Raw genomic sequence first — 21,197 nt, forward strand, 5'->3', positions numbered from 1 at the left:
TGTCCGTCATCGCGGTACGTCCGCCCGAATCAGTTTCTCTGAGCGGAGGGCGTCCCACAGTCCCGCGGGAACCTCCCGGCGGTGCAGCTCCACGTTCCTCTCGACCTGCTCCGGGGTCCGCATGCCCAGGGTGACGTTGACGACGCCGGGGTGGGTGTAAGGGAAGGCGATCGCGGCGGCGGGCAGGGTGGTGCCGTGCTGTTCGCAGACCTCGGCGATCGCCAGTGCGCGGTGCACCAGGTCCGGCGAGGCGTCCTGGTAGTCGTACTTCATACCTTCGGCGGGCCGGTCCTCGGAGAGCAGGCCGGAGTTGAACACGCCGACCGCGACGACGCTCTTGCCCTGGGCCTGCGCGGTGGGCAGGACGTCGTCGAGGGCGGACTGGTCGAGCAGGGTGTAGCGCCCGGCGAGCATCACCACGTCGGCGGCGGTCTCGCGCAGGAAGCGGGTGAGCATGCCGGACTGGTTCATTCCCGCCCCGATGGCGCCGATGGCACCCTGGTCGCGCAGTTCCGCGAGGGCGGGCATGGCCTCGTCGGCGGCCTGTCGCCAGTGGTCGTCGGGGTCGTGGAGGTAGACCACGTCGATCCGGTCGAGGCCGGTGCGGCGCAGGGTGTCGTCGAGGGAGCGCAGGACGCCGTCGCGGCTGAAGTCCCACTGTCGGCGCAGGTCGTCGCGCACGACGAAACCCTGGTCGTCGACGCCCCGCGGGTGTTCGTTGGGGACGAGGAGCCGGCCCACCTTCGAGGAGACGACGTAGGCCTCGCGTGGGCGGTCGCGCAGAGCGGCCCCCAGGCGGTGCTCGGAGAGGCCGAGACCGTAGTGCGGTGCGGTGTCGAAGTAGCGGATGCCCGCGTCCCAGGCGGCGTCGACGGCGGCCGACGCGTCCTCGGCAGGGGTCACCCGGTAGAGGTTGCCGATCACCGAGGCCCCGAAGCCGAGTTCGGAGACGGTGACCGAGGTGTTCTGGATCTTCCGGTGGTGCAAGACGTGCTCCTGGAACGTGTGGGAGAAGCGGTCAGCGTCGGACGTGGGCCGAGCCGCCCGCGACAAGTGCCTCGACCTCGGACAGGGTGGCCATGGAGACGTCCCGGGGGTGGTCATGACCAGGGCGCCGTGGGCCGTGCCGTAGGCGAGGGCGCGTTCCAGGGAGGCGCCGGTGAGCAGCCCGTGGATCAGGCCGGCGGCGAAGCCGTCACCGGAGCCGATGCGGTCCAGGACGTGCAGGCCGGGCATGCGCGGTCCGGTGACACAGCCGGTCCCGGCCGACCAGGCGGCCGCGGACCAGTCGTTGACGCCCGCCGAGGGCACCTCGCGCAGGGTCGTCGCGAGCACGAGCAGGCCGGGGCGACGGCGGCGAGGGCGTCCGGGACCTGTCCAGACCGGCCCGCAGGGCGCGCATCAGCTCGCCGGTGGTGGCGACGCCGGGCACCACGGGGACCCCCAAATTCCGGCAGGTGGCGATGACTTCCTCGTCGAGGCCGGGAGAGACGACGAAGCGGGCGCCGGTCGCCACGGCACGCTCCGCCTGCTCGGTGGTGAGCACCGTCCCGGCGCCGACGGCCAGGCCGCCATGGACCGCCATCGTCTTCACGACCTGCTCGGCGTCCGGCGTGCGGAACATGACCTCGGCACACCGGACGGTCGGCACCAGCAGGAGCCGTGCGCCGCCGAGTACGGAGGCCGGGTCGGCGGTCATCGGCCCAGCCATCCGCCGTCGACGGGCAGAACGGTGCCGTGGACGTAGGCGGCGGCGTCCGAGGCGAGGAACACCGTGGCCCCGGCGAGGTCGTCGGCCGTGCCCCAGCGGGCGGCGGGGATACGGCCGAGGATCGCCTCGCTGCGGACCGGGTCGTCCTGCAGGGCCTGGGTGTTGTCGGTGGCGATGTAGCCGGGGGCGATGGCGTTGACGTTGACGCCGTGCGGGGCCCATTCGTTGGCCAGTGCCTTGGTCAGGCCCGCGATGCCGTGCTTGGCGGCGGTGTAGCCGGGGACGTTGATGCCGCCCTGAAAGCTCAGCAGCGAGGCCGTGAAGATGATCTTCCCCTGGCCTCGGGCCACCATGGCCGCGCCGACCGCCCGGCTCAGCGCGAACTGCGCGTTGAGATTGACCTGGAGCACCAACTCCCAGTCTGCCTCGGGGTGTTCTGCCGCAGGGGCGCGGCGGATCGTGCCCGCGTTGTTGACCAGGATGTCCACCGGCCGGGTGCGCTCGGCCAGGTCCGCTCCGAGCGCGCGGACGGCGGCCGGGTCGGCGAAGTCGGTGCGGATCGCCTCGAAGGTCCGGCCGGCCGCGGTGACGTCCTTCTCCACCTCGCTGCCCGCCTCCAGGGACGCGCTCACCCCGATCACATCCGCGCCCGCCTCGGCGAGCGCGCGTGCCATGGCCCGGCCGATCCCGCGCCGGGCGCCGGTGACGACGGCCAGCTTTCCGGTGAGGTCGAAGGCGTTCATACGGCGGCCCCCTGGGCGTCGTCGGTGCAGTCCACGAGGATCTTCATCACGTCCCCGCCGGCCTCCAGGGCCTGGAACGCGGCGGGTGCTTCGGTGAGCGGGACGACCTTGCTGATCAGCCGGTCGGCCGGGATCGTGCCGTCCGCGACCAGCACCACGGCGCGCTCGAAGTCGGAGCGGTCGTACAACCGGGCGCCGACGAGGGTGAGTTCGCGCCAGAAGAAGCGGTGCAGGTTCACCTCGCGGGGTCGGGAATGGATGGCCACCAGGCACAACCGGCCCCGCACGCCCAGCACTTCGACGGCCGTCTCGACACCGGCCGCGGCGCCGGACACCTCGAAAGCGACATCCGCACCCGCGTCCCCGGTCCACTCGCGCACCAGGTCGGGAACGTCATCCACGGTCGGATCCCAGGTGATCAGCCCCAACTCGGCGGCCAGTGCACGCCGGTGGGCGCTCAGCTCCACCACCCGTACATCGGCACCGGCGTCCCGGGCGACCAGCGCGATCAGGACGCCGACCGGGCCGCCGCCGACCACGACGACCCGCTCGCCCTGGCACACCCCGGCCCGGCCGACGTCGTGCACGGCGACCGCGGTGGGTTCGACCAGCGCGGCCCGCTCCAGCGGCACGTAGGCGGGGACGTGGACGAGCGTCGAGGCGGGCACGATCCAGCGCTGCTGCATCGCACCGGGGGAGTCGATGCCGATGAAGTCCAGGTGCTGGCATATATGGCGGTGGCCGGAGCGGCAGGCCGGGCAGCTGTCGTCCCAGCGCAACGGCATCACGGTGACGGCGTCGCCGGGACGACAGCCCTCGACGTCCGGTCCGACGCGTACGACACGGCCGGACATCTCGTGTCCGAGCACGGCGGGCGCGCTGACCCGGGCGTCCATGTCCCCGTGGAAGATGTGCAGGTCGGTACCGCAGATGCCGACGTATGCGGGGGCCAGCTCCACCTCGCCGGGGCCGGGCGGGGGAGTCGGGACGGGGGCCGTGTCCAGGGTGCGGGCGGAGGTGTAGCGGGCGGCGAGGGGCATGGTGCGTTCGGGGTCCCTTCAATGCGGGCACGGCACAGCAGGCCGGCTGCCCGATGGCTCGGCAGCGGCGCTGTGTCCGGTGTGGGTCGTGGGTCGTGCGGTTCCGCGGCGGTGCGGTCAGGTGCCGTGTGCCGGGGTGGGGGCGTCGGCCGTCCTGGCGACGGGGGGCAGACGGTAGAAGGCGGTCGCCGTGCCGGCGAGGACCGCCTCGGTCTCACTCTCGCTGCAGGCGCCCAGCAGCTCGTCGACGGTGGCGGCCCAGCGGTTCCAGCCGCCCGCGAGGTTGGCGACCGGCCAGTCCGAGCCGAACATCAGCCGGTCGGGCCCGAAGGAGGTGAGCAGGGCGTCCCACACGGGGCGGATGTCCGCGGTGGTCCAGGTGGAGTGATCGGCCTCGGTGATCAGTCCCGATACCTTGCACGTCACCTGGGGATGACCGGCCAGCCGCCGCAATTCGCCTTCCCAGTCCGTGAGTTCGCCGCCGGCGATGGGCGGCTTCCCCGCGTGGTCGAGCACCTGCGGCAGGTCGGGGAAACGCTCGGCCAGCCGGATCGCCTGGTCGAGCTGGTGGCTGCGCACGAGGACGTCGTAGCCGAGTCCGCGCTCCTGGACCGCGCGCATCCCGCGTTCCACGTCGGGGCGTTGCAGCCATCCCGGATCCGTCTCGCCCTGGACGAGGTGGCGCAGGGACCGCAGATACCGGCCGCCCGGCCCGGCGTGCAGTGCGTCCAGCACGTCGCCGATGGCCGGGGAGGCCAGATCGGCCCAGCCGACCACGGCCCCGATCAGCGGCTCTGTCTCCGCGAGCGCGAGCAGATCCTCGGTCTCGGCCACCTCCGCCACGCACTGCACGACCACCGTGGTGTGCAGCCGACGGCCCGCGATGCGGTGGGTGGCGGAGGAGCGCAGGTCGTCGAGGGTGAACGTGCGGCGGATCGATGCCACGGCGGGGTCGTCGAGCCAGGGCTGCGGGCGCCGGTCGAGATCCCACAGGTGGTGGTGGGCGTCGACGAGTACGGGAGTCGAGGTCACTGAGGGATCCAAGTCGGTCGGTCCGGCAGGGGATGTGTCAGGCGGTGGTGTCGTCGTCGGGCGTGCTCAGATGCCAGATCTCGGGGATGTCCGACCACTGGCGGGCCTCTCCCCGGTCGGGCCAGGACTCCTGGCAGGGATCGGTGAGTTTCCACCACTTCTGCGTCTCGGGGTCCGCCTCGACGGTGGCCATGTCGGCCTCGAAGTCCTCGCCGTGGTACTCGAAGTAGGCGAACAGGATGTCGCCGTGGAGGAAGATGCTGTAGTTGCGGATGTTCGCCCGGCGCAGGGCGGCTTCGACTCCGGGCCAGACGGCCGAGTGGAGTTCGAGGTACTCCTCGCGGTGCTCGGGCCTGAGCTTGATGGTCTGGGCGATGCGCTTCACGGGGCTTCCCTGTTCGTCTTCGGAATCAGTCTTCGGAATCAGTGTTCGAAACCGGTCTTGGGGATCAGTCTTCGGGATCGGTCTTCGAGGAGGACGTGTCGAACGGTGTGCGGTAGCTGGGGGCCACCGCGCGCAACCGGAGCCGCAGAGTGAGCCGTATGCGGGTGGAGGCGGGCAGTCCGACTGTCAGGTAGGAGCTGTCACAGGGCACCTCCGTCTCGGTGACCTCCGGTTCCGTATGACCGTAGTCGTACAGATCCCCGATCCAGCCGTCGTCCGCGCAAGCCGTGTGGCGGACCGCGGTGATGGTGTGCTCGGCGAAGGCGCCCGCCTGGACGATCACCGTGCGGTCCACGTCGGGGGAGAGGTTCACCAGTTCGACGGTCGTCGCCTCGGGGTCGATGGAGCTGACCAGGGCGGCGACGCCCGGCGGCAGGCCGGCCCGGCGGGTCTCCGCGTCGTGATAGCGCACCCGGGCCTGCTGCAGGCCGCCGTTGTACATCACCTGGGGGCCGCCCCAGGTCAGCTGGACGAGGGCCTCGGTGGCGACGGGGTTGCACTGCTGCCACACGTGGATGTCGGCCTCGTCCACGTCCAGATCGCGATAGCGGTCGATGCGCCGAAGCCGGTGGCGCATCTGCGCCTGGGCGGCGGCGAGGATCCGCTCGGGGTAGCCGGGGTCGTCACCGGCGAGGAAGGCGAACCACGCCTTCTCGTGTCCGGACTCCTCCTTGGCCCGGAACGGCCGTACGGTCCGCCAGTCGATGCCGTCGGCCTCGCGCAGCTGCTCCAGCCGGGCCCGGTCGGCGTCGGCGGCGGTGTGGTGCCACAGCGCCACCGGCACGGGCGGGGTGGCCGGGTTGTAGTCGAACCAGCCCTCGTCGTTGTGGCGGAACGGGAGGTGCGGGGTGGGTGTGTGGATGTCCGGGCCGAGCTCGGCCACCCACTTGGAGGGGAGACTGGAGTCCGCCTCGGTGTGGGGCATCACCTTGGCGTGGGCGATCAGCGCGTCGAGTGAGGTCGCCACCATGGACAGGTAGTCGTCGTCCCCGGTGACCGTCGCCGCCGCGAGGGCCGCCACACAGGCCGCGTGGCCGACACTGTGCCAGCCGTGCGGCCAGGACCAGCCGTAGTGGCCGCCGTACCAGCGGCCCTCCAGCAGGCTGCCGACGACCCCGTCGGGCCCGGCGTTGTCGGGGACGAGGCCGCCGTTGGCCTCGGTCCGCTCGCGCCACGCGCCCACGTACTGGACGATCCAGTCGCGGTAGCGCTGCTCGCCGGACAGGATCCAGGCGTTGAGGACCAGTCCGGCCGCGGCGAGGTCGACCGCGGTGTCGCCGACGCCCATCCGCTCCCGCATCTGCGCGCCGAGACGCGGGTCCGCGTCGAGCGGGAACGGGCCGCCGGCCGCCTCGGGGATCCAGTCGAGCGGATAGCCGTACGTCCGGGCTTCCTTGAGCATCCAGGGATAGACGTCACCGTCGAACAGGCCCTGGCGGTCCGGGTCGCTGCCGTTGTGCGGGCGGGTGATGACGCGGTGTTCGGGGTCGTAGTTGCCCTTGGCCGGGTCGACGTACAACTCGGCGAAGCGCAGGGCGCGTTCGGACCAGCGCTCGGGGGCGGCCATGCACAGGAAGTACAGCAGCAGCAGGCTCTCGCCCTGGTGGAACCAGTCGTAGCCGCGCTCGAACTCGTCGTGCAGCATGCCCAGTTCGGTCAGTTGGCGGGTCACGCCCTCCCAGTGCTTCTCGCTGGCGGGCAGCAGATCGTCGGCGCCGCCGAGGAGGTACAGCTGGGGCCAGTTGAAGAACACCTCGTAGAAGTCGTCCACACCGTCACGGGTGGTGAGCGGGCCGTTGTAGTTCAGCCGTCCGTCCGGGCCGGTGAAGTCCTGCTCGAAGCGGCGCCAGGCATGGTCGAGCAGGTCGAACAGGGCCCGCTGGGACACGGCCCAGCCGGGTGGTTCGAGCAGCGGAACCGTGGCCCGGACCTCGGGGGAGGAGGCCCCTGCGTCCTCCTTCGAGGTGTGGTCGGCAGATCTGTGGGACATGGAAGAGTTCTCCGTTCGGGGTGGCGGCATGAGCGTCATTCCTTGGTGGCTCCGGCGAGCATCCCGCTGACCAGGAAGCGCTGGGCGAACAGGAAGACGACCAGCACCGGCGTGATGGCCACCAGCGTCGCCAGAGCCAGCTGCGGCCGCTCGATCGCCAGGTCGCCGACCGTCGGATTGAACTGCGGCACACTGCTGAGCAGGCTGCCGACGCCCACCTGGATCGGCATCTGGTCGCTCTCGGGGAGCATCACGTAGGGCAGGAAGTAGTTGGTCCAGTTGGTGACGAAGCTGAAGAAGCCCACAAGTGCGATGACCGGGGTGGCCAGCGGCAGCGCGATGTGACGGAAGACCCCGAACTCCGAACAGCCGTCCATCCGTGCCGCCGCCAGCAGGTCCTTGGGCACGGCGGTGGTGAAGTAGATGTACGTCAGATACACGCCGAACGGGTAGAACGCGTACGGCAGGATGATCGACCACATCGTGCCGATCAGGCGTACGGCGTTGAGCTCCAGGAACAGCGGCACCACCAGTGTGGCGTTCGGCATCAGCATCACGACCAGCGTCGCGATGAGCAGGGCCCGTCGGCCGCGGAACTCGGTCATCGCCAGCGCGTACCCCGCCGGTACGGCCACGCAGAGCGTGATGGCCAGCGAGATCACCGAGTACAGGGCGGAGTTGCGCAGCCACAGCAGGACGGCGTCGTCCTGGAACGCCGTGAGCGCGTGCCAGTTGGCCTCGAGCGCGTGCCAGGAGCCGAAGGAGAGCGGGTTGTCGTGGACGAGTTGCTGGTCGGTCTTGGTCGCGGCGAGGACGAGCCACAGCACCGGCAGCACGAAGAACACCACGAAGACGACCAGGACGGAGCCCGCGAGCAGCCGGGACGGCAGGTGCCGTACGACGGAGCGGCGGGGCCGATCTGGTGCCCGGTGGAGGGTTCTGCTCATGGGGCTCGGTTCCCGTTCCGTACGCGCACCGGCTGCGGCCGGCGTGGAAGAGGTCTCAGTCGGCATCGAAGAATCCCGACCGTGTGACGAAGAGGGCGGCCGCGGACACGCTGACGACCAGGAGTTCCACCGACACCGCGGCGGCGCCGTTGATGTTGTTCATCTGGAAGGCGAAGTCGTACGTCAGCTGGTTGAGCGAGTAGTCGCGTCCGGCCACTCCCACACTGGCGAGGGAGAGCAGCTGCGGTTCGACGAAGAGCTGGGCGCCCCCTGCGAACGCGATGATCACCATGTACACGATCCACTTGCGGAGCATGGGGATCTGCACCCGCCAGGCGGTCTGCCAGGCATTGGCGCCGTCGATGCGGGCGGCCTCCATGACGTCTTGGGGGATGTTGTTGAGCGCCCCGTACGTGACGACGATCCAGCCGCCCGCGCCGGTCCAGAACGCGACGATCGTGAACAGCAGGGCCAGGTTGCCGGGAGCGATGACCTCGCCGAAGGTGTGGAATCCCAGCGTGCCGAGGAGTGAACTGACCGGGCTCACCGTCGGGTCGAGCATGAACAGCCACACCAGCACGCTCGCGGCGCCGGCCAGCGCTCCGGGGATGTAGTAGAGGAAGCGCAGCACCTGGCTGAGCGGGCCGGAGGCCAGGCGGTGCAGCAGCAGCGCCAGACCCACGACGAACACGACCAGCGAGACGAGCCAGAGGACCAGGTACAGCGCGACATGGCTCACGGCGTCCGTGAAGCGGAAGTCCTGTGCCGTGCTGACGAAGTTGGCGAAACCGGTGAACGTGCCCCCGGCGTCGGTGAAGGCGAAGTAGATCGCGTATCCGGTCGGCAGGACGCCGAAGGCGATCAGCAGGAGTACGTAGGCGCCGACGAAGGCGACGCCGGCCCGGCTCTGCCGAGCGGCGCCGCGAGGGCGCCGGCGGGCAGAGCCGGCCGAGGAGTGGCTGAGCGTCACTGGGAGACCTTGTAGCCGTTGGACTTGGCGTACTTGACGATGGAGTCCTGCCAGGCGGGCAGCAGGGAGGCGATGGACTTGCCTTGGGTCATGCCCGGCTTGACGGTGGCGGCCCAGATGGCCTCCTGGCTGAACTGGCCCGATCCCCACTCCGGCCAGACCTGGGAGGCGGCGGCCTTGAGCGCGCCGAGGTCGCCGGTGAAGTAACCGGCGGCGTCCTGCGCCTTCAGCCAGTTCTCGGCGGCGGGCGCGTAGGCCGGGTAGCCGGGCGCCTTCTCGCCCTGGTAGGCGTTGTCGGTGGTGACCCACGTCAGGAAGTCGGTGGCGGCCTTGATGTGGGTGGAGTGCTGGGACAGCAGCCAGGTGCCCCCGCCGACGTTGCCGGTGGAGGGCGAGGTGTCTGACTGCCACTGCGGTATGGGCGCGGCCGCGATCTGCTGGGCCGGGACCTTGAGGGTGTCCCTGAACACCGCGCCGCCGAACCAGGCCGGGCCCGGCATCAGCAGGACCTTGTCGGCCTCGTTCTTGGCGAAGTCGGTGCTGAAGACGCCGCTGATGGACATGGACTTCTTCTTGATGAGTACGTCCATGAGCTGGGCCATCTTGGTGCAGGCCTCGCTGGTGGTGTTCACCGACACGGCCTTGGGGCCGGTGATGTGGTTGGCGCCGCACTTGCTCGCCCACAGGTAGATCTCGGGGGTGAAGGAGTCACCGGCGTCACCCACGAGGTAGCCGGGGTGCTCCTTGGCCACCTTCTCGCCGAGGGCCTGGTACTCCTCCCACGTCGTCGGCACCGCGTAGCCGAACTTCTTCAGCAGCGGCGCGTTGTACCAGAGCACCGCCTGGGAGAGGTCGTTGCGCAGGCAGTAGACGGTGCCGTCGACCGTGCAGACGTCGTTGGCGCCCTTGGCGAACTGCCCCAGGGTCGCCGAGGGGATCAAACCCTTGTTGAGGGGTGCGGCGAAGCCCGCGTCGACCGCCCAACTGGCCTCGTTGTTCTGGGAGCTGAACACGACGTCCGGCCAGCCCTTGTGCGTGCGGTTGAACAGCTGGACCTTCGTCTGCAGGTAGTTCGAGCCGTTGGCGTCACCGTCGTAGCTGACGATGTCCAGCTTCACGTCCGGGTGCAGCGACTGGTACTGCTTCGCCGCCGCCAGGCGGGTGGAGTCGACCCAGACGGTCAACGCGCCGTCCTTCTGCGCTGCTTGGGCGAAGCCGTCCTTGCTGGTCGTGGTGCTGGTGCCGCTGCCACAGGCGGACACGGTCAGCAGCACGGTGGCGGCACAGGCGGCCAGCAGCGCCGGACGTCTCGTGCTGGGCAGTGTCCTGCCGGTCGAGGTGTTGACGGACATGAGCGACTCCACTGGGTTTGCAGGCGCCCATGCCGTCCCGGCCGGGCGTCGGTGCCACGGACAGCTGAAGCGCTGCCGTTGTGAAGAAATTAGCCGCCCTATCGCGAAGCAAGTCAAGGGTATGTGTCGCTTCTTTTGGGCAACTTGTAGCCGATCATGGAGTGTCATTCACCCGCATAATTCCGATGTATAGCGCTCTGTCCTATCACTGAGCTGGCGCTGCCGGGCAAGATTGATGATTATGAGTACGACTCATTCTGGGCTGAGGTACGATGACTGCGGCTTCACAGCGGTCCGCCGCTCTCGACGCAGTCACCCGGAGGCAGGACAGATGGAGAACACGCCCGCGACTGAAGCGCCCCTGTCAGCGCAGGCCCCTCCCGCCGCGGCTGCGCAGACCGACGCCAAAGAAGAGCGGAGTGACTACCGGCCCGGATACGAGATCGTGGCGGAACGAATCCTCGAGTTCATCGCCGAGTCGCGGCTGGAGCCGGGCGACCGGATGCCCACGGAGAACGATCTGGCCCAGCGGCTGGACACCAGCAGAGCAGTGGTGCGGGAGGCCGTGAAGATCCTCTCTGCACTCGGCCGTGTCCGGGCACACAAGGGGCGCGGACTGTTCGTCGCGGACGACGAGGGCATGCTGATCACCAGCCGGTGGGGCGGCTTCTTCCGGCCCGTGGACCTCGATCACGTCCTCATGCTGTTCGAGTTCCGCCGGGTTCAGGAGGTCGCCGCGAGCAGCCTGGCGGCCACGCGGGCCACGCCCGCCGAGCTGCGCACCGTCGAGGTCGCCATGCAGCAGTGCCGGCACGGGTTCACCCACGGTGAGGTCGACGTGTTCAACCAGGGGGACGAGGACTTCCACATGGCTGTGGCAGCGGCCTCGCACAACGCCTTCCTCGTCAGCGCGGTGCGCGACGCACGACGCCTGCAGCGACAGTCGAGCGCGATCGGCATCCACGACACGTTCAGCGACCACACCGCGTCGGCGGTCGAGGAGCACGAGGCGATCTACCGGGCCATCCGAGACGGCCGCCCCGACGAGGCGGGCGAGGCCACGGCGGTGCACCTGGACAGGACGCTGGAGGACTACCGGCGGGAGATCCAGCGGCGACTGTTCGGCTAGGGCCGTTGTGCCGGGTGGCGCGCGGCCCGGGGTGCGGTCAGGGGCGGTGCGCGATGACCAGCCAGGCGCGGGAGTCGAACCACACGCCGTCGCCCGTGTCGTGCGCGTCGAGCGTCACGCGAAGCCGGTCGAGTGCGCGCTCGACGGGGACGGCGTCCAGATCGGCGATCAGTTCCTTCGCCATGCCCAGCTGGAGTACGGCAGCATGTGCGCGTTCGGCGTCCGGTCCGTAATAGACGGGTTCGCACACCTCGACGACGTCCACGGCCGTGAAACCGGCCGCGGACAGGACATCGCTGATGACCTGTGGATCGGCCATGGTGAACGGATCGCCCGCGGCCGAGGTCGGCATCGCTGACGGGTGGCCGTCGGAGAGAGCAGCCTTGATGGCCACATGCCACTCCTGGCGGTCGGCGGCCTGCCAGACAAGCTGCACGAAGCGCGCACCCGGACGCAGGGCTCGCCCGATGGTGGCGAACGCGACGACCGGATCGGAGAAGAACATCGTCCCGAACCGACTGATGCCGAGACTGAAGTACCCCGGCCGGAAATCATGGCCCTGGGCGTCGGCCTCCACGAACTCGACATTGCGGACCCTCTCCGTCCGGGCCAGCTCGCGGGCCCGCGCCACCATCGGCCCCGAGACGTCGACGCCGAGCGCACTGCCCGGTGCCGCGGCTCGGGCGGCGTCCCGGGTGGTCAGGCCGGTGCCGCAACCGATGTCGAGGACACGATCCCCGCGCCGGATGCCGAGGGCCTGCGACAGCCGCTCCTGATACCGGGCGAGCTCCGAGTCGTAGTCGAACATTGGGATCTCCTTCTCACACCGCGGGACCGTCACGGAGTACACCCTGCACGGCGTCGAGCCGTGCACCCGGTTCCAACTCCGGCAGCCACCATGTGGCGCCCGCTCTCGCGTACGGTTCGGGATCGACGCCCAGCGGCAGACTCACGGCGATGTCGAACGAGGTCATCTCGCCCTGGCGCAGATCGGTGAGGATGCCTACGGCCTCCGCGAGCTGGTCCGGGTGCTCGAGGTTGGCGGGGAAGAAGCCGTCGAGCCGCGCGGCCCGGCGGATCGGCTGGACGTTGCCCGGGAACCCGGCGGCCCACACCGGCACGCCCGGACGCTGGACCGGCCGCGGCAGGAACGTGATGTCGTCGACGGTGTAGTGCTCGCCGCGACGGCGCACCGGTTCTCCCGACCAGGCGTCGGCAAGGATCGCCAAGGACTCGTCGAGCATCCGCCCTCGCCTCCGGTCGTCGAGCTCCTCGCCGGTCCTGGACAGCTCACCGGCGAACCGGTCGCTGCCGAGGCCGACACCGAGGGTGAGGCGGCCGTCGCTGAGCCGATCCAGTGTCGCGGTCTCCCGCGCGACCTTGGCCGGCCGTCGACGGGCGAGCACCGACACCATCGGGCCGAGCCGGAGCCGCTCGGTCGAGGTCGCGATCGCCGCCAGCGCGATCCACGGGTCGGCTACCTGCCGGACCGGAGCCCGCCAGCACAGCTGGTCCCACACGAAACAGCCGTCCCATCCGGCCTCCTCCGCGTCGGCCGCGACGCGCGCGACCACCCGCGGGTCGGCGAGGTCGTCGAAGAGTGGCAGCCAGAGCGCCGAGCGCAGCCCGTTCACGGCCGGCCCCCTCGCGTGTGGCGCACCAGAGTCGACACGAACTCTTCCCACACCGGCCTCGGCAGGTCATGTCCCGCCCCCTTGAGGACCAGCAGCTCCGCACCGGGGACCGCGTCGCGCAGCGCCTCGCCGTGAGGCGGCGGCAGCAGCGGATCGTGGTCACCGTGGACCACGAGCGTCGGCGCCACGATGTCGCCGAAGCCGCCTCGCACCGGACCCTCGGGCTGGACGGCGAAGTGGTTGACGAGGGTTGCCGCGTAGTTCCTGGCGCGTGCCACGTCACGTTCGGCCAACGCCCGGATCACGGCCTCGTCGAAGTACGGCGAGCCACCCGCGTACGCCCTGGCGCCGGCGACGACGTACTCGACGACCGCGGCCGCGTCGGCGACGTCCGGCTCGGCTCCGACGGCCAGATCGTTCGACGGCGGTGGCAGGTCGTCGGCACCGGTCGAGGTCGACACGAACGTCAGCGACGCGACCCGCTCAGGATGGTCCACACCGAGGATGAGTCCGATCCCGCCGAACATCGACTGACAGACCATGTGGGCGCGTTCGATGCCCAGGGCGTCCTGAACGCCGAGCACATCGCGGACCAGGTCGGTGAACGAGTACGCCGGCTGCCCCGCCGGGCAACAGGTCGAGCGGCCGGTGTCGCGATGGTCGTAGCGGACCACGAACCGCCCATGGGCGGCGATCTGTTCGCACAGGTCGGCATCCCACCAGAGCATCGAGGCGGCGGCACCGGCGACCAGCACGACCGCCGGTTCCGCGGGGTCTCCGAAGGTCTCGACGCACAGCTCGACGCCGTTGATCACCAGGACTTGCTCGCCGTGAGAGTGATGTGAGGTCATGTCCAGCACGCTAGAACCGACGAGTCCATCGTGAAAAGCGATGATTTCCGATCGATTCGATCGCCTGGAGCGATGAGTGCCGCTACCCTTCCATGTGTGAGCACCATCGAGCTGCGCCATCTGGCGGCCATGGCCGCCGCCGTCGAGGAGGGCTCGTTCGGTCGGGCCGCCGCCCGTCTCGGGTACACCCAGTCGACGGTGAGTCAGCAGATCGCCGCATTGGAGCGGACCGTCGGCGGCCCGGTGTTCGACCGGCCGGGCGGTCCCAGGGCCGTGCGGCTCACACCGCTCGGCTCCGTGGTCCTGGAACACGGTCGCGCACTGCTGGAACGGGCAGAGGCACTGGCCCACGCCGTGGACCGCTTCAAGGCGGGGGACGGCCGGATCGACATCGGCACCTTCCAGAGCGTGTCCAACGTGATCCTTCCGGCGGTCGTACGCCGGCTGAGGGACGAGCAACCCGGCTGCGACATCAGGCTGTTCGAGGAAGAGCCGGAGCAGCCGCAGATCGGTGACCTCGATCTGCTGTTCTACGACGGACGCATCGACGGCGATGTCGAGCAGCGCAAACTGCTCGACGACCCGTATCTGCTGGTGGCCAGGGCCGGCACCTTCCCGGAAGGCCCGGTCCCGCTGGAGCGGCTCGACGGCGTACCCATGGTGGCCTGGCCACTGACCTGCGACCAGCCCTTGATGGAGCAGGCCGTCGCCCGCAGCGGCGCACGTCCGCAGATCGTGTTCCGCACCGCGGTCAACGACACCCTGCTGTCGATGGTGCGAGCCGGCCTGGGATCGGCCGTGCTGCCCTGGCTCGCCGTCCGCGGTGCCGACGTCCCGTCCGACGCCAGACTCAGCGTCCACGAACTGCGGCCGACCCTGCCGCCACGGGAGATCTACCTGCACTGGCGCGCAGGACGCATCCACTCACCGCTCGCCGCCCGGGCCGTCGACATCGCCGTCGAGGTCGCGGCCGAACTCGCCCCGCCGGTCGCATGGGCCACGTCGACGGGGTGATACGTCACTCAGGGGGCCCAACTCCCGTGCTCGGTCCGTTGGTTCTGCGTGGACCGCAGGAACCTGATGTTCCCTCCCGGGGAAGGTGACCCGCACGATCAGACCGCCGTCGGCCCTGGCGCGTGAGGTGATGCGGCCGTCGTGGGCCGTGGCGACGGCGGTGACGCCGTCGTTCCCGGTCTCGATGAAGGGACAGCCGTCCGCGTCGGATCCCGTACGGATGCACAGCTGTCCACCTGCGCGGTTGTGCCGTACGGCGTTCTCATGGCAGGTCAAGGCAGCAGTTCGATGTACCCCTCGGTTCCGTGCACGCGGATCCGCTGGCCGTCCCGGATCAGTCGGGTGGCCTGCTCCACACCCACGACGGCAGGCAGGCCGTACTCCCGGGCGATCACCGCGCCATGGGTCATCAGGCCGCCCACCTCCGTCACCAGCCCCGCGATCCCGACGAACAGCGGCGACCAGCTTGGGTCCGTGAAGGTCGTGACCAGGATGTCGCCCGTTTCGAGTTCGGCCTCCGCGATGTCCAGGATGACGCGGGCCCGTCCCTCGACGGTCCCCGCGGAAACCGGTAGGCCGACCAGGGCACCGGCCGGCACGTCGTCACGCCGGTACGCCCCCGTCAGTGCTTCGCCGTCCGAGGTGAGCACCCGCGGCGGTGTGAGCGCCTGGTACGACCGGAAGGCGTCCTTGCGCTGCTGGATGAGCCTGTCATCCACCTGGTTCGAGCGCACGGCGTCATGGAACTCCTGGAAGATGAGGTAGAAGGCGTCCTCCCGCTCAGCGAGCACACCTGCCTGTACAAGGCGGTCGGCCTCCGCCAGCAGGGCCTTCTTGTAGATGAAGTAGCGGCTGACGATGCCGTACTTCGGGTACTCCCGGTATCCGACGAAGGCGCGGACCTGGTCGATCATCCGCTTGGTGTCGTCGGCTTTCCGGGCCCCGTCCGGCAGGGCCCGCAGGCGTGACAGGACGTCCTGTTCCTTCTTCTGAGCCTTCAGCCGCCCCTCTTCGAAGCGCCGCCCGGCGGCGCCCGGCTCGAAGTTCCTGACGTTGTCGAGGATCAAGGGCACGAGCGTGGCGGGGCGCTCGCGCCAACGTGGCCTGGTGATGTCGATCTCGCCGACGCAGCGCATGCCGTACCGGTCGAGGTAGCCCTCGACGGCGTCGCGTGCTTCGGCCCCGCCCGGGAGTTTCGCCAGCTCGTCCAGGAAGTCCTCGTCCTCGACGCCCTGCAGGAACGCCACCACCTCCGGCCACGGGCGGATCACGTCGGCGACGTCGAGCAGTGCCAGTCCCATTTCCGAGGTGACGTTGTCGGGAGCGGACAGCGTGAGCGTGTCAGCCGCGTTCTTCTCGCCCAGCCACTTCTGCAGCTTGTCGTTGAGCCACCACGTGGCCTCCATCCCCGCCATGATCGCCTCGAGGTTCGGCGGATCACTGAGCACGCGCTTGTGTTCCCCGAAGGCCTCCGAGAGGAAGTCGAACAACGCGGGCCCGGTCTTCGTCCGGATGTCGCGCTCCAAGGCGGCGTTGGACACCTGACTGCGCTCGATCAGCTCGCTCACGATGGCGGGATCGGCCTCGGCCGGAGTGGGCGCACCGCCTGCTGGTGGCCCGCCGGTACCCGTGTCCGGGAGCAACGGGACGAAATCCTCGGCGAGGACGGTCTCCAGAGCATTCCTGACCAGGGGATCGCCCTTCCCCATGAGGTCCAGGAGACCGGCACGGCTCGAGGGTGAGGCCAGACGCCGGGTGACATCGACGAAGAGCCGCCCGCCCGCCTTGTGCATCGGCGCCATGGCCGTCAACTGCCACATGGAGAGCCCCAGGGGCTTCATGGCGTCGGTCATCATCTGCTGATGGCCGACGGAGACGTAGACGTGATTCTCCTGGTCCTCGGCCTCGGGGATGGGGAACAGCGTCGTGATCGGCCGGCTCTGCACGATCTGGAAGCCGTCATCGACCAGGCACCACTCGACGTCCTGAGGGCGGCCGAAGTGCGCTTCGATCCGCCGTCCCAGCTGAACGAGCCGTACGACCTGCGCATCCGTCAGTGAAGGCTGCTCCTGCCGCTCCGAGTCGACCGCGACTTCCCGCGTACCGCCGCCCGGCAGGGCGTGAACAGCACGCTGTTTGGCGGCGATCGTCCTGGCTACGACCTCGCCTTCCCGCACCTTGAAGATGTCCGGGTTCACCAGGCCGGAGACCAGCGCCTCACCGAGGCCGAAGCCCGCGTCCACGGTGGCGACCTTGCGGTTGCCCGTGACGGGGTCGGCCGTGAACAGGATGCCGGCCGCGTGCGGGAAGACCATCCGCTGCACGACCACGGACATATGGACCGCACGGTGGTCGATTCCGTTGCGCTGACGGTAGGTCACGGCGCGCTCGGTGAACAGCGAGGCCCAGCACCGGCTGACGTGCTGGAGGATCGCCGTCGGTCCCATGACGTTCAGGTACGTGTCCTGCTGGCCGGCGAAGGAGGCCGTCGGCAGGTCCTCCGCCGTCGCGCTGGATCGCACGGCGTAGGCGGCCTGTTCGCCGAACCGGGCCAGCGCGCGAGTGATCGCCGTCGCGAGATCGTCCGGCATGGCGACCCCTTCGATGGTCCGGCGAATCCGCGCGCTCAGTGTGTGGATCGCCTCCCGGTCGTCCGGGTTCGTTCGCGACAGCTGCTCGAGCTGATCGTCGATCGAGGGTGCTTCCACCATGAGCCGTCGGAACGCGTCCGTCGTCACACAGAAGCCGTCCGGCACGCGGACGCCTTCGATCCGCGACAGCCCGCCCAGGTGGGCGCCCTTGCCGCCGACGACCGCGATTTGCGTCTCGTCGACATCCTGAAGATCCAGCACGAACTGCTCGCTCACCGGGACACCTCCTGGGCAGCCGTGCTCCATCGCACTGCGGTGGCCGATCGCATCACCGGCGCCTCCCACTCCGTCGAACCCGATGTCCGGCACGTCCTCACCCCTGGTTGCGCTCCATCCTTCGAGCCGGGCGCCGGCACGCATCCCTGAACGCCCCCGCCGAGCATCTGCAACCTCACTACCGGTTCGACCACTGGTCCGACGTCACCGCATTTCCCATTTCCATACGCCGACAACAGCACGCGCACGTAGTGCCCTCATTTCCGCAGCTTGTGGCCTCGGCCGACGATTCTGCGCCGTCACCCGGGCCTTGCCGCAAGCCCCCCAGTGCGCTATAACTTGGGAGAGGCAAGGAGATCCCTCTCCTTGCCTTTGTCGTTTGCTGCCCTCGGAGAAGCACCTTCTGGGTGTCAGTCGGCGAGATGGCGGCTGATGACCAGCCGCTGGATCTGGTTCGTTCCCTCGAAAATCTGCATGATCTTCGCCTCGCGCATATAGCGCTCGACGGGGAAGTCGCGGGTGTAGCCGTATCCACCCAGTACCTGGACCGCGTCAGTGGTGACCTTCATCGCGGCGTCTGTGGCCACCAGTTTGGCGACGCTGGCCTGGCGGCTGAAAGGGCGACCGAGGTCGCGGCGCCGGGCGGCGTCCAGGTAGGTGGCGCGAGCGGAGTCCACCGCCGCCGCCATGTCCGCGAGGAGGAAGCCCAGCCCTTGGTGGTCGACGATCCTGCGGCCGAAGGTGGTGCGTTCGTTGGCGTAGGCGACGGCTGTGTCCAGGGCCGCCTGGGCGAGCCCGGTGGCGCACGCCGCGATGCCGAGCCGACCACTGTCAAGGGCACTGAACGCGATCTCCAGGCCCTGGCCCTCGGCGCCGATCAACCGGTCGGCGTCGATGAGAGCGCCGTCCCACATGGCCGAGGTGGTCGGGATGGCGTGCAGTCCCATCTTGCGTTCGGGTCGCCCGAACGAGAGGCCCTCGGTGGCACCCGGGGCCAGGAAGCAGGAGATCCCCTGGCTGCCCGGCGCGGTGCGGGCGAAGAGGGCGTAGAAGTCGGCCTTGCCGCCGTGTGTGATCCACGCCTTGGTCCCGGTGATGCGGTAGCCCCCGGCAATGCGTTCGGCCTTGCAGGCCAGGGCCGCCGCGTCCGAGCCGGCCTGCGGCTCGGAGAGGCTGTAGCCGCCGAGGAGTTCGCCGGCGAGCATCCGGGGCAGCAGGCTTTCCTTCTGTGCCCGGGTGCCGAAGGAGTGCAGGGGGTGGCAGGCGAGCGTGTGGACGCTGGTGGCCACGGCGACCGCGGCCCACTGGCTCGCCAGTTCCTCCAGGACCTGCAGGTACACCTCGTACGGCTGGCCTCCGCCGCCGTGTTCCTCCTGGTAGGGCAGGCCCAGCAGACCGGCCCGGCCGAGAACGGCGAACAGGCCCTCGGGGTACGCCTCGTCGGCCTCGTGCTCCTCGACGCGCTTGCCCAGTTCTTTCTCGGCGAGTTCGCGAGTCAGGGCGATCAAGTCCTCGGCCTCCTGAGTGGGAAGCATGCGGTCGACGGTCATCGAGGCTCCAAACGGTACTCGGAGAGGTACGCCAGTACCGCTTAGGATAGCCGTCAGGGGCTGGTTGTCACGCCTGGGATACTGGCCGGATGATCAAGGCCTCCGTCTCCACCGGCCCCAGGTCCGCGGGCCGGGGTGCCGCCCGGCGTTCCGAGCTGTTCGAGGCGCTCGTGGCGCTGCTGACCGAGGAAGGCTTCGTCCACTTCACCCTGGACGACCTCGCGGCACGTCTGCGCTGTTCGAAGCGCACCCTGTACGGGCTGGCCGGCAGCAAGGAACAACTGGTCCGGACCGCGGTGGTGCACTTCTTCCGGGGGGCCACGGAACGAGTCGAGGCGGCCTTGGCCGCCGAGGGCGATCCGGCGGCCCGGCTGGCGGCCTATCTGCACGCCGTGGCTGCGGAGCTCAGTCCTCTGTCTCCGCGGTTCTTCGACGATGTGGCCGCGTTCGAGCCCGCGGCGGAGGTCTACGAGCGGAACACGCGGGCGGCCGCACGCCGGGTGGAGGAGCTGATCGACGAAGGCGTCGCGGCGGGCGTGTTCCGCGATGTGCACGTGGCCTTCGCCGCCGACGTCATCACCTCGGTGATGGTCCGGATCCAGCAGCGTCGGGTCACCGTGGCCACAGGCCTCGGCGACGCCGAGGCCTATGCCCAGCTCTCCGAACTCCTGCTGCGCGGTCTGGCCCGTTAGGCGCGTCGCCGGGCCCACACGTCAGGGGTACGGTTCCGACGCGGCAGTAATCGCCGTGACGTCAGCGCCGCCGAAGTTCTCCAGCGGTGACGCTGCTCGGCGTCGTCCGCCGTACCCCTACGTATGCGCGGCCCGCTTCAGCAGGCCTCCACGATGATCGGCACCCCGGCACGGGGTGACCGAGGACCGCTCAGCGGTCGGAGTAGCTGAAGTCGCCCATGGTCCAGGCGCTGACGTCCTCGATCGCCACGCGGTACATCCCGCCCGTCTCCGGGATGCCTACCGTGCCCTGCAGGATCCGGGCGACATGGAAGTGCAGATGAGTGGGCGGTCCGTCCTTCTTCGCCGGGGTACCGAAGACCGCGGAGAACTCGCCCAAGCGGGCGGAATCCATCAGCACGTCCGACACCCTTTGCCGCCACACTGCTTCGGGAGCCAGCCGACCGGTGATGACGGCGCCACCGGTGACTACGGTCAGGGACATCTGATTGCTGTGTTCGGACTCCACCAGGGTGGCGATGTCAACGAGCAGTTCGTCAGGCTTCGGCATGACCGAGATTATATTTACCGGCCGTCCGGTCGCTGACCAGTTCCGCAACCGGCAAGGCGGTCGGCCCGGGTCGGCCGAGGCGGCTGCCGACACATGTACGCGCGGCGCCAGCATGAGATGAGGGTGTACGTCCGATTCGGCGGGCACAGCCGCACGGACTCGGTATGCGGAGTGATCGTTTCCTATGGTGACGCGGTGTGCGGCCGTGTAGCGTCTGCGTCAGCTGTCGTGGTTCGGAGTTCCCTCTAGCCCGCGCCTTTGGTGTGGGCGTTTTGCTGTGCTGTGCCGCAGGGACCAGGGCGATCACCTCCGCCTGCCACATGGAGTGGGAAGGCGTTCACCGACTGGAAGGCATATGACATGGCAACGGGAACTGTGAAGTGGTTCAACGCTGAGAAGGGCTTCGGCTTCATCGCCCAGGACGGCGGCGGTCCGGACGTCTTCGCGCACTACTCCGCGATCAACTCCTCGGGCTTCCGCGAGCTCCAGGAGGGCCAGGTCGTGACGTTCGACGTCACCCAGGGTCAGAAGGGCCCGCAGGCCGAGAACATCACCCCGGCCTGACCTCCCAACCCTGCCCGGGCGGTCGCGCGCGACGCGTGCAATCGGCGTGCACAGGATCGGGGCCGCGCAGCCATCGCTGCGCGGCCCCGATCTGTTGACGGGCGGGCCGGCCCGAA

20 protein-coding genes and 1 pseudogene are annotated in these 21,197 nt (G+C 69.5%); 4 read left to right on the plus strand and 17 right to left on the minus strand.

Features of this window, described 5'->3' with window-relative positions:
- Positions 1-6 precede the first annotated feature (6 nt).
- The 11 genes and pseudogenes from ACFYRX_RS44570 to ACFYRX_RS44620 all read right to left on the minus strand — a co-directional run bounded on the left by ACFYRX_RS44570 (position 7) and on the right by ACFYRX_RS44620 (position 10,230).
- Complete coding sequence (locus ACFYRX_RS44570; protein ID WP_389112942.1) at positions 7-987, minus strand: aldo/keto reductase; 981 nt, start codon at positions 985-987, stop codon at positions 7-9.
- 156 nt (positions 988-1,143) lie between these two features.
- A pseudogene (locus ACFYRX_RS44575) lies at positions 1,144-1,236 on the minus strand (kinase); the annotation flags it as partial.
- On the minus strand, positions 1,196-1,699 hold the full coding sequence (locus ACFYRX_RS44580; protein ID WP_389112872.1) for a bifunctional 4-hydroxy-2-oxoglutarate aldolase/2-dehydro-3-deoxy-phosphogluconate aldolase: 504 nt from the start codon (positions 1,697-1,699) through the stop codon (positions 1,196-1,198). The pseudogene ACFYRX_RS44575 and the gene ACFYRX_RS44580, both read right to left, overlap by 41 nt.
- Entirely contained in the window at positions 1,696-2,454 is a 759-nt protein-coding gene (locus ACFYRX_RS44585; RefSeq protein WP_389112873.1) for an SDR family oxidoreductase, read from the minus strand. Before ACFYRX_RS44585 ends, ACFYRX_RS44580 begins: the two co-directional genes overlap by 4 nt.
- Positions 2,451-3,494, minus strand: coding sequence for a zinc-binding dehydrogenase (locus ACFYRX_RS44590; protein ID WP_389112874.1), 1,044 nt, complete (start codon positions 3,492-3,494; stop codon positions 2,451-2,453). Before ACFYRX_RS44590 ends, ACFYRX_RS44585 begins: the two co-directional genes overlap by 4 nt.
- A gap of 117 nt (positions 3,495-3,611) precedes the next feature.
- Positions 3,612-4,526 (minus strand): amidohydrolase family protein, encoded by a 915-nt coding sequence (locus ACFYRX_RS44595; RefSeq protein WP_389112876.1) that lies wholly within the window; start codon positions 4,524-4,526, stop codon positions 3,612-3,614.
- 37 nt (positions 4,527-4,563) lie between these two features.
- Positions 4,564-4,911: an L-rhamnose mutarotase gene (locus ACFYRX_RS44600; protein WP_389112878.1), complete on the minus strand. Its 348-nt coding sequence runs from the start codon at positions 4,909-4,911 to the stop codon at positions 4,564-4,566.
- Between the two features lie 64 nt (positions 4,912-4,975).
- Positions 4,976-6,961, minus strand: coding sequence for a hypothetical protein (locus ACFYRX_RS44605; RefSeq protein WP_389112880.1), 1,986 nt, complete (start codon positions 6,959-6,961; stop codon positions 4,976-4,978).
- 35 nt (positions 6,962-6,996) lie between these two features.
- Positions 6,997-7,908 carry a carbohydrate ABC transporter permease gene (locus tag ACFYRX_RS44610; protein ID WP_389112882.1) on the minus strand — a complete coding sequence of 304 codons (912 nt, stop codon included), beginning with the start codon at positions 7,906-7,908 and terminating at the stop codon, positions 6,997-6,999.
- Between the two features lie 55 nt (positions 7,909-7,963).
- Complete coding sequence (locus ACFYRX_RS44615; protein ID WP_389112884.1) at positions 7,964-8,878, minus strand: carbohydrate ABC transporter permease; 915 nt, start codon at positions 8,876-8,878, stop codon at positions 7,964-7,966.
- On the minus strand, positions 8,875-10,230 hold the full coding sequence (locus tag ACFYRX_RS44620) for an ABC transporter substrate-binding protein (RefSeq protein ID WP_389112886.1): 1,356 nt from the start codon (positions 10,228-10,230) through the stop codon (positions 8,875-8,877). Before ACFYRX_RS44620 ends, ACFYRX_RS44615 begins: the two co-directional genes overlap by 4 nt.
- A 331-nt stretch (positions 10,231-10,561) precedes the next feature.
- Here ACFYRX_RS44620 and ACFYRX_RS44625 point away from each other — a divergent pair, with 331 nt between their 5' ends.
- On the plus strand, positions 10,562-11,359 hold the full coding sequence (locus tag ACFYRX_RS44625; RefSeq protein WP_389112887.1) for a FadR/GntR family transcriptional regulator: 798 nt from the start codon (positions 10,562-10,564) through the stop codon (positions 11,357-11,359).
- A 37-nt stretch (positions 11,360-11,396) separates the two neighbouring features.
- Here ACFYRX_RS44625 and ACFYRX_RS44630 read toward each other — a convergent pair whose 3' ends face one another.
- The 3 genes from ACFYRX_RS44630 to ACFYRX_RS44640 are packed head-to-tail and all read right to left on the minus strand — an operon-like array spanning position 11,397 to position 13,844.
- Complete coding sequence (locus ACFYRX_RS44630) at positions 11,397-12,167, minus strand: class I SAM-dependent methyltransferase (protein ID WP_389112888.1); 771 nt, start codon at positions 12,165-12,167, stop codon at positions 11,397-11,399.
- Positions 12,168-12,180: 13 nt separating this feature from the next.
- On the minus strand, positions 12,181-12,993 hold the full coding sequence (locus tag ACFYRX_RS44635) for an LLM class flavin-dependent oxidoreductase (protein ID WP_389112889.1): 813 nt from the start codon (positions 12,991-12,993) through the stop codon (positions 12,181-12,183).
- On the minus strand, positions 12,990-13,844 hold the full coding sequence (locus tag ACFYRX_RS44640) for an alpha/beta fold hydrolase (protein WP_389112890.1): 855 nt from the start codon (positions 13,842-13,844) through the stop codon (positions 12,990-12,992). Before ACFYRX_RS44640 ends, ACFYRX_RS44635 begins: the two co-directional genes overlap by 4 nt.
- 72 nt (positions 13,845-13,916) lie before the next feature.
- Between ACFYRX_RS44640 and ACFYRX_RS44645 the strand changes: the two genes are divergently transcribed.
- A complete protein-coding gene (locus ACFYRX_RS44645; protein WP_389112892.1) occupies positions 13,917-14,858 on the plus strand; it encodes a LysR family transcriptional regulator in 942 nt (313 codons plus the stop codon).
- Between the two features lie 272 nt (positions 14,859-15,130).
- Here ACFYRX_RS44645 and rph read toward each other — a convergent pair whose 3' ends face one another.
- Together rph and ACFYRX_RS44655 are read right to left on the minus strand one after the other, a co-directional pair.
- Positions 15,131-17,725, minus strand: coding sequence for a rifamycin-inactivating phosphotransferase (gene rph, locus ACFYRX_RS44650; RefSeq protein WP_389112893.1), 2,595 nt, complete (start codon positions 17,723-17,725; stop codon positions 15,131-15,133).
- A 410-nt stretch (positions 17,726-18,135) separates the two neighbouring features.
- The gene (locus tag ACFYRX_RS44655) at positions 18,136-19,275 is read right to left on the minus strand and encodes an acyl-CoA dehydrogenase family protein (RefSeq protein ID WP_389112895.1); all 1,140 of its coding nucleotides are present in this window, start codon (positions 19,273-19,275) and stop codon (positions 18,136-18,138) included.
- Positions 19,276-19,364: 89 nt separating this feature from the next.
- On the opposite strand from ACFYRX_RS44655, the gene ACFYRX_RS44660 reads away from it, so the two are divergent.
- Entirely contained in the window at positions 19,365-19,967 is a 603-nt protein-coding gene (locus tag ACFYRX_RS44660) for a TetR/AcrR family transcriptional regulator (RefSeq protein ID WP_389112897.1), read from the plus strand.
- 190 nt (positions 19,968-20,157) lie between these two features.
- Here ACFYRX_RS44660 and ACFYRX_RS44665 read toward each other — a convergent pair whose 3' ends face one another.
- Positions 20,158-20,517 (minus strand): hypothetical protein, encoded by a 360-nt coding sequence (locus tag ACFYRX_RS44665; protein WP_389112898.1) that lies wholly within the window; start codon positions 20,515-20,517, stop codon positions 20,158-20,160.
- 360 nt (positions 20,518-20,877) lie between these two features.
- Here ACFYRX_RS44665 and ACFYRX_RS44670 point away from each other — a divergent pair, with 360 nt between their 5' ends.
- On the plus strand, positions 20,878-21,081 hold the full coding sequence (locus ACFYRX_RS44670) for a cold-shock protein (protein ID WP_030303412.1): 204 nt from the start codon (positions 20,878-20,880) through the stop codon (positions 21,079-21,081).
- Positions 21,082-21,197 lie beyond the last annotated feature (116 nt).

This window comes from Streptomyces sp. NPDC005374 (assembly GCF_042872225.1).
Lineage (GTDB): Bacteria > Actinomycetota > Actinomycetes > Streptomycetales > Streptomycetaceae > Streptomyces.

Coding starts and splice junctions, on each gene's coding strand:
- ACFYRX_RS44630 (WP_389112888.1), bottom strand. CDS start 12,167: ATGTTCGACTACGACTCGGAGCTCGCCCGGTATCAGGAGCGGCTGTCG.
- ACFYRX_RS44610 (WP_389112882.1), bottom strand. CDS start 7,908: ATGAGCAGAACCCTCCACCGGGCACCAGATCGGCCCCGCCGCTCCGTC.
- ACFYRX_RS44655 (WP_389112895.1), bottom strand. CDS start 19,275: ATGACCGTCGACCGCATGCTTCCCACTCAGGAGGCCGAGGACTTGATC.
- ACFYRX_RS44670 (WP_030303412.1), top strand. CDS start 20,878: ATGGCAACGGGAACTGTGAAGTGGTTCAACGCTGAGAAGGGCTTCGGC.
- ACFYRX_RS44645 (WP_389112892.1), top strand. CDS start 13,917: ATGAGTGCCGCTACCCTTCCATGTGTGAGCACCATCGAGCTGCGCCAT.
- ACFYRX_RS44620 (WP_389112886.1), bottom strand. CDS start 10,230: ATGTCCGTCAACACCTCGACCGGCAGGACACTGCCCAGCACGAGACGT.
- ACFYRX_RS44605 (WP_389112880.1), bottom strand. CDS start 6,961: ATGTCCCACAGATCTGCCGACCACACCTCGAAGGAGGACGCAGGGGCC.
- ACFYRX_RS44665 (WP_389112898.1), bottom strand. CDS start 20,517: ATGCCGAAGCCTGACGAACTGCTCGTTGACATCGCCACCCTGGTGGAG.
- ACFYRX_RS44585 (WP_389112873.1), bottom strand. CDS start 2,454: ATGAACGCCTTCGACCTCACCGGAAAGCTGGCCGTCGTCACCGGCGCC.
- ACFYRX_RS44625 (WP_389112887.1), top strand. CDS start 10,562: ATGGAGAACACGCCCGCGACTGAAGCGCCCCTGTCAGCGCAGGCCCCT.
- ACFYRX_RS44640 (WP_389112890.1), bottom strand. CDS start 13,844: ATGACCTCACATCACTCTCACGGCGAGCAAGTCCTGGTGATCAACGGC.
- ACFYRX_RS44580 (WP_389112872.1), bottom strand. CDS start 1,699: ATGACCGCCGACCCGGCCTCCGTACTCGGCGGCGCACGGCTCCTGCTG.
- ACFYRX_RS44590 (WP_389112874.1), bottom strand. CDS start 3,494: ATGCCCCTCGCCGCCCGCTACACCTCCGCCCGCACCCTGGACACGGCC.
- ACFYRX_RS44660 (WP_389112897.1), top strand. CDS start 19,365: ATGATCAAGGCCTCCGTCTCCACCGGCCCCAGGTCCGCGGGCCGGGGT.